The organism is Nocardioides sp. P5_C9_2, from assembly GCF_054049555.1.
The window spans coordinates 1-7,015 of record NZ_JBFUMD010000180.1; the positions used below are offsets into that span (position 1 = coordinate 1).

8 protein-coding genes are annotated in these 7,015 nt (G+C 74.3%); 6 read left to right on the forward strand and 2 right to left on the reverse strand.

The features are described 5' to 3' along the window. Positions 1–61 precede the first annotated feature (61 nt). The 5 genes from ACXJKL_RS10690 (at position 62) to ACXJKL_RS10710 (ending at position 4,274) form a co-directional block, all read left to right on the forward strand. Positions 62–823: a sucrase ferredoxin gene (locus ACXJKL_RS10690; protein WP_457207032.1), complete on the forward strand. Its 762-nt coding sequence runs from the start codon at positions 62–64 to the stop codon at positions 821–823. A gap of 19 nt (positions 824–842) precedes the next feature. Then, complete coding sequence (locus ACXJKL_RS10695) at positions 843–1,061, forward strand: hypothetical protein (RefSeq protein ID WP_457207033.1); 219 nt, start codon at positions 843–845, stop codon at positions 1,059–1,061. Positions 1,062–1,085: 24 nt separating this feature from the next. After that, complete coding sequence (locus tag ACXJKL_RS10700) at positions 1,086–2,249, forward strand: cytochrome P450 (RefSeq protein ID WP_457207039.1); 1,164 nt, start codon at positions 1,086–1,088, stop codon at positions 2,247–2,249. Between the two features lie 58 nt (positions 2,250–2,307). Then, entirely contained in the window at positions 2,308–3,606 is a 1,299-nt protein-coding gene (locus ACXJKL_RS10705) for an MFS transporter (protein WP_457207034.1), read from the forward strand. 122 nt (positions 3,607–3,728) lie between these two features. Further along, a complete protein-coding gene (locus tag ACXJKL_RS10710) occupies positions 3,729–4,274 on the forward strand; it encodes a hypothetical protein (RefSeq protein WP_457207035.1) in 546 nt (181 codons plus the stop codon). Here the strand turns inward: ACXJKL_RS10710 and ACXJKL_RS10715 are convergent. Further along, complete coding sequence (locus tag ACXJKL_RS10715; RefSeq protein ID WP_457207036.1) at positions 4,261–5,460, reverse strand: MFS transporter; 1,200 nt, start codon at positions 5,458–5,460, stop codon at positions 4,261–4,263. The genes ACXJKL_RS10710 and ACXJKL_RS10715 overlap by 14 nt on opposite strands. Beyond that, positions 5,457–6,359, reverse strand: a complete 903-nt coding sequence (locus ACXJKL_RS10720; protein ID WP_457207037.1) for an EamA family transporter — start codon at positions 6,357–6,359, stop codon at positions 5,457–5,459. Before ACXJKL_RS10720 ends, ACXJKL_RS10715 begins: the two co-directional genes overlap by 4 nt. Positions 6,360–6,429: 70 nt before the next feature. On the opposite strand from ACXJKL_RS10720, the gene ACXJKL_RS10725 reads away from it, so the two are divergent. Continuing rightward, positions 6,430–6,927 (forward strand): MarR family winged helix-turn-helix transcriptional regulator, encoded by a 498-nt coding sequence (locus ACXJKL_RS10725; RefSeq protein WP_457207038.1) that lies wholly within the window; start codon positions 6,430–6,432, stop codon positions 6,925–6,927. Positions 6,928–7,015: the final 88 nt, after the last annotated feature.

The window sequence follows — 7,015 nt, forward strand, 5'->3', positions numbered from 1 at the left end:
GCGTACCGGCCTGCTCTGAGGGGCCGGGCCCGGCCCGGGACCCGCAGGGCACACTGGCCCCGTGACCGACTTCCGCTGCTCCGTCGCCAGCCGCGACGACGGGGAGCCGATCGGCGGCACCGCCCCCACGGACACCGAGCTCCTGATGGTGGAGCACGCCGGGTCGTGGGGCCGCAAGGCCGTCGCGGAGAGCCGCCTGCCCGAGGCGGTGCGCACCCACCTCGCGGGCCTCGACGGCGTGCGCGTGCAGCTGGTCCGCCGCCACGGCGGCGAGTCCGGGACGGGGGTGCGCGTCTTCCACGCCCGCGCCACCGACGGGGGCTTCGCCGTCCGCACCGTCGTGCTGCCCGGCGCCGAGGCCCTGCTGGACACGGACCTCGAGCGCGAGCTCACGGCGTACGACGGACCGCTCTGGCTGGTCTGCACCAACGGGCGCCGCGACCGGTGCTGCGCCGAGATCGGCCGGCCGGTCGCCGCGGCACTGGCCGCACGGTGGCCCGAGGCGACCTGGGAGACCACCCACCTGGGCGGCCACCGGTTCTCCGGCACCCTGCTCGCCCTGCCGTCCGGCCACACCCTCGGCCGCCTCGATCCCACCACCGCCGTGGCGGCCTGCGCCGCCCTGGAGCGGGGTGACGTGCCGGTCGGGCTCTCGCGCGGTCGGGCCGGCCTGACCCCGGCGGAGCAGGTCCGCGAGCTGCACGTGCTGGCCGGTGGCGACCCGGACGTCGACGTGGTGGAGGTGCCGGGCACACCCCGTCGCGCGAGCTGCGCGGACCTCGTCGAGAAGCCCGTCACGCGCTGGGAGGTCCGGGCGGGCTGACCGGCCTACGATCGAAGGCATGACCCTCGTGAGGGACCGCCCGGACGAGCTGCCGCACGACGCCGCCACCGCGGCGCTGACCCGCACGCGCCTGAGCCGGATGCGGATGTCCGGTCGTCCCGGCCCGGCGATCGACCCCGACGTCCTGCCGCCCGGTCCCCGGTGGCCGGCCCTGCTGCAGAGCGTCGCCCTGCTGCGGTTCCGCCACCGGTTCGTGCCGTGGGCCCGGCGGCGGTAAGGCGACGTCTTCACGGTCCGGCTGCTGCCGGGTGGTCGTCCGCTGGTGCTCTTCACCCGCCCCGAGCACGTCCGGGAGATCTTCGCCGCGGACCCGGCCGCCTTCCGGGCCGGCAAGGCCAACGCGATCCTCGGACCGATGATGGGCGAGCACTCCCTGCTCCTCCAGGACGGGGACGCGCACCGGCGGGCCCGGGCGCTGCTGATGCCGGCCTTCAACGGCCACGCGCTGCGCGGGTACGGCGCGCTGGTCACCGAGGTCGCCCGGGCCGACGTCRCGACCTGGCACGACGGCGAGGAGCTGCGTGCCCTCGACCGGATGAGCCGACTCACCCTCGAGGTGATCCTGCGGGTGGTCTTCGGCGTGGCCGACGAGGGCCGCCTCGCCCTGCTGCGGCCGCGGGTGGCGCGGGTCGTCGACATCAGCCCGGCCGTCCTGCTGGGCTCGTCGGTGCCGCAGCTGCGGCGACTCGGTCCGTGGCGCGCCGCCCAGCAGAACGCGGAGGAGCTCGACCAGCTGATCCACGCCGAGATCCGTGAGCGGCGGGCCGCACCCGACCTCGCGGACCGCACCGACGTGCTCTCGCGGCTGATCCGGTCCGGCGCCGACGCGGGCGACACGCTCTCGGACGAGGAGCTGCGCGACCAGCTGGTCACCCTGCTGCTGGCCGGCCACGAGACCACCGCCACGGCGCTGGCCTGGGCGCTGCACGAGCTCGGCCGCGACGAGGCGGTGCGCGCGCGGACTCTCGCGGCCGTCGACGACGGTGACGACGCGTGGCTCGAGGCCCTCCTCAAGGAGTCGATGCGACGGCACCMGGTGATCCCGATGGTGGCGCGCACCCTCACCGCGTCGGCCACCATCGGCGGGATCGACCTGCCGGCGGGGGTGACCGTGGGCCCGTCGATCCTGCTCGTGCACGCGAGCCCGGAGCTGCACGAGGAGCCCGACCGGTTCCGCCCGGAGCGCTTCGTCGAGGGGAGCCCAGCACCGAACACCTGGATCCCCTTCGGCGGCGGGGTGCGCCGCTGCATCGGTGCGGGCTTCTCGCTGATGGAGGGGGTGGTCATCCTGCGGGAGGTGCTGGCGGCGTACACGATCGAGGCGCTCACCGACGACCGACCCAAGGTCCGCAACATCACCAGCGTGCCCCGCGACGGCGCGCGGATCCGGGTCACCGCGCGCTGAGCCGTCCGTCAGGAAATGGCGCGCGCCCGGGGATCGCGGCGTGGGACGATCGCCCCTTGTGAGCACCACCTCGTCCCTGCGCGAACGCCTCCGCCGACTGCGGATGGACGTCACCCCGTTGCGCGAGTCGCGCGACTTCCGGCTGCTGTTCACCGCCGGCACGGTGTTCTACCTGGGCGGCATGGTCTCCTACGTCGCGATCCCGTTCCAGGTCTACGACCTCACGGGCAGCAACTTCGCGGTCGGCGCGGTCGGCCTCGTCGAGCTCCTCCCGCTCATCGTCTTCGGCCTGTACGGCGGCGCGCTGGCCGACCACGTCGACCGGCGCAGGCTGCTCATCGGCAGCGGGCTCGCCCAGCTGGTGCTGATGGCGGTGCTGGCGGGCAACTCCTTCCTCGTCGAGCCGAGCCTGCCGCTGATCTTCGGGGTCGCGGCCCTGCTGGCGGCCACGTCCTCGCTCCAGCGCCCCTCCCGCGAGGCGCTCGAGCCGCGCACGGTGCGGCACGACCAGATCACCGCCGCCAACGCGCTGTCGAGCTTCGGCATGCAGGTCGGCGTGCTGGTGGGCCCCGCCATCGGGGGCGTGCTCATCGCGTGGGTGGGGATCGGCTGGTGCTTCGTGGTCGACGTCGTCGCGCTGGCCGTCGCGTGCGCCCTGTACGCCGCGATGCGCCCCTACCCGCACCGCGGCGAGACCACCCCGCCCAGCCTGCGGGGCATCGCGGAGGGCTGGCGCTACGCGATCGGTCGGCGCGACCTGCTCGGCACCTACCTCGTGGACATCGCCGCGATGCTGCTCGCGATGCCCATCGTGCTCTTCCCCGCGCTGGCCGCCGAGGTCTTCGACAGGCCAGAGATGCTCGGGCTGCTCTACTCCGCGGAGACCGTCGGCGCGCTGGTCGCGACGGCACTGAGCGGGTGGACCTCCCACGTCCACCACCACGGCCGGGCCATCGTCATCGCGGCCACGGCGTACGGCGCGTGCATCGCCCTCGCGGGTCTCGCCCCGTCGTTCGGGGTGGCGCTGGTGTGCTTCGCGATGGCGGGTGCGGCCGACATGGTCTCGGCCGTCTTCCGGGGGACCGTGTGGAACCAGACCATCCCCGAGCACATGCGCGGCCGGCTGGCCGGGATCGAGATGCTGTCCTACTCGGTCGGGCCGCTGGGCGGCCAGGTGCGGGCGGGCTTCGTGGCCGACGCCTGGTCGGTGCGGGGGGCGATCGTGTCGGGTGGCGTGGCGTGCGTGGGTGGGGTGCTGCTCACCGCGGCCCTGCTGCGGGACTTCTGGTCCTACGACAACCGCACCGACGAGCACGCCGTGGCGGAGCGGGAGCGCCGGGCCGCCGCTGCGACCTGAGTCACCCGGCGACTCAGGTCGCAGCGGGGCGGCTTGGCCCCGCGGGGCGGCGTCGCCCACAATGGCCGGCAACGATGGCGTGCAGTCGCGCCCGCGATCGTCGTACCAGCGAGAGGAGCACCGTGTCCCGCAGCGAAGACCGTCCGGTCCTCACCGGACTGGTGGCCCTGGTCGCCGTGGCCGCCGTGGTGGGGCTCCTGTTCGGGCTGGCCGCCCTGTTCGGCACGAAGGTGCTGGGGCTGGACGGCGGCAGCGTCGACACCTCGGCCGACCCCTCGGCGGGCAGTGCGACCACGATGTACCTCCCCGAGCCGGAGCCGACCGAGACCACCGAGCCGTCGACCGGCGTCGAGACCCAGCCCGGCGAGGCGCCCTCCAGCAGCGAGTCCGCGCCGGCCGAGCAGATCTCCCTGTCGGCCGGGCAGCTGAGCGTCAGCCCGATGCAGCAGATCGACCTCACCGGCACCTACCCGCAGGGGGAGGGCGCGATCCTCCAGGTGCAGCGCTTCGAGGGCGGCTCCTGGTCGGACTTCCCGGTCACCGTCTCGGTCAGCAACCAGACGTTCTCCACCTACGTGCAGACCAGCCAGGCCGGCGTCAACACGTTCCGGGTCAAGGACACCGACTCCGACGTGGCGTCCAACGAGGTCGAGGTCACGGTCGGCTGACCGCGGCCGCTCGCCGGTCCACCCGCCGGGTCCAGTAGCCGACCCACACGGTGCCGACGGCCGCGAGGGTCCCCATCACGACGCAGGCCACCGCGAGGGGTGCGACCGCGACCAGCGCGCCGACCAGGACCGGGGCGCCGGAGCCGCCGATGTCGCCGCACAGCCGCCAGCCGCCGAGGTACTGCGCGCGACCCTCGACCGGGGCGGTGTCGGCGCCGAGGGTCATCACGATCCCCGAGCCGAGTCCGTTGCCGGCGGCGATGAGCACCATCACGGCGGCCACGGTCGCGGTCGTGGTCGCCAGGGGCAGCAGCAGGCACGCGACCGCCGTCGACGCCACCACCGGTACGGCGACCACGGCGCGACCGCGCGTGTCCATCAGCCAGCCGCCAGGGAGGAAGAAGGCGATGTCGATCGCGGCGGCACCCGCGAAGATGAGGGAGGTGGTGCTCGCGGACAGGCCGACGTGGTCGGACCACAGCGGCAGCAGCACGACCCGCAGCGAACGGCTGGCGGCGATGATCACCACGGCCACCCCCAGCGTGAGCAGCACCCGGCGGTGGGCGCGCAGCACGGACAGGACGCTCGGGTGCTCGGTGACCTGCTGGCGGGTCTCGGAGCCGAGGTCGGGCATCGCACGGGCGAGCAGCGCGGAGGTCAGCGACATCACCGCGGCCAGCCAGAAGACCCAGGTGAGGCCTCCGAGCGCGATGAGTCCGGCCCCCAGGAGCGGGCCGACCAGGACGCCGATGCGCATGCTGCCGCCGAGCATCGACATCCCCCGGGCCCGGTAGGCGATCGGGACCACGTCGATCATGAAGCCCTGCCGCGCCATGATGAAGGCGGTCCAGGTCATCCCGCTGAAGGTGACCGCGATCCCCAGGGCGAGGACCGAGTCGGTGAGCGCCGCTACCGCCATGGCGACGGCGTCCAGGCAGCCCACCACGGTCAGCACCCGACGCTCACCGAGGCGGGCGACGAGTGCGCCGGCGGGGAGCGAGGCGAGGAGGCTGCCGATGCCGAGCAGGGCGACCACGGCGGCCGCGGTGCTCACGTCGGCGCCGAGGTCACGGGCCCGCAGCGCCAGCACCGGCATCACCGCGCCGTGCCCAACGGCGTTGACGACCGAGGGCCCGTACGCCGCCAGGGCGATGTCGCGGAAGCGGAAGTCCCCCGAGGTCGTCACCGCTCCATCGTCGCAGCGACCAGCTCCCGTTCCGGTACGGGAGCCTGTGTCGGACGGGGTGACACGTGCCTGCGGGCGGTGCGCTGGCCCAGCACCACGCCGCCGAGCACCAGGGCCATGCCGAGCGTCTGCACCACGCCGAAGGCCTCGGCGGCGAACGCCACGCCCAGCACCGTGCCGACGACGGGGTTGACGAGTCCGATCAGGGAGACCGCGCCGGCCGACATGGCGCGCAGCCCGGTGAACCAGCAGACGTAGGCGATCCCGGAGCCCACCACGGCGATCCAGGCGTAGCCGAGCGCCGCCCGGAGGTCGATCGCGGGCGGTGCTCCCTCGACGATCAGCGCGACCGGGAGCAGGGCGAGGCCGCCGACGACCAGCTGCCAGGAGACGAGCGTGATCATGTCGACGGGCGGGGTCCAGCGCTTGACGAGGACGAAGCCGAGGGCGCTCACCACCACCGAGCCGAAGGCGCCGGCCAGACCGAGGGCGGTGACGCCGTCGGGGTTGCGGAGCACCAGCAGGGTGACCCCGACGAGCCCCATGAGGGCCGCGCCGACGCGGACCCGGGCCGGGCGCTCGCCGATCATCGGCCAGGCCAGGGCCATCACGGCGAGCGGCAGCGTGGCCTGGATCGTGGCCGCGAGGCCCCCCGGCAGGTGGTAGGCCGCCACGAAGATGAGCGGGAAGAAGGCCCCGATGTTGAGCAGCCCGAGGACCACGGCCTTCCACCACCAGTCGCCGCGGGGCAGCTGGCGGCGCCAGGCCAGCAGCACCAGGCCGACGGGCAGGGCGCGGACGAGCGCCGCGAAGAGCGGGCGGTCGGGCGGCAGGAACGTCTCGGTGACGATGTACGTCGTGCCCCACGCGGCCGGTGCCACGGCCGTCAGCAGGACCATGCCGAAGCGGTGAGCCAGTATTCTTTCCACGGAAGAGACCTTATCTTCCGTGGAAGGTAACATGCACCGGGTGAGCGATGACCTTGATCACGTCGGCCGGCTGCAGGCCCAGTGGGCCCGGGAGCGGCCCGACCTCGACACGTCCGCGATGGGCGTCGTCGGGCGGCTCCACCGCGTCGCCGCCGCGCTCCACGAGGAGCTGCTGCCGGTCTTCGCGGCGGCGGGCCTCAGCTACGGCGAGTTCGACGTGCTGGCCGCCCTGCGCCGGGCCGGCGACCCGTTCGCGCTCACCCCGGGGGAGCTTGCCTCGACCACCATGATCACCTCCGGGACCGTCACCAAACGGGTCGACCGACTGGTCGCGGCCGGCTGGGTCACCCGCACGGTGGCCGACCACGACGGCCGCGTACGCCGCATCGCCCTCACCCCCGCGGGCCGCGCGCTCGTCGACCGGGTGGTGGAGAAGCACGTCGCCAACGAGGAGCGGCTGCTGGCGACCTTCTCCGACCTCGAGCGGACCCGGCTCACCCGCCTGCTCACGCAGTGGGCGCGGGCGCTCGAGGCCTGAGCGGCGTACTCGCCGGTCGTCCCGGCAGGCGACCCGCCACGCCGGCGACCCCGCCACGCCGGCGACCCCGCCACGCCGGCGACCCCGC

Bases quoted from the DNA above. Each gene is read 5' to 3' on its own strand.
- ACXJKL_RS10695 (WP_457207033.1), top strand. From the start codon at position 843: ATGACCCTCGTGAGGGACCGCCCGGACGAGCTGCCGCACGACGCCGCC.
- ACXJKL_RS10720 (WP_457207037.1), bottom strand. From the start codon at position 6,359: ATGGTCCTGCTGACGGCCGTGGCACCGGCCGCGTGGGGCACGACGTAC.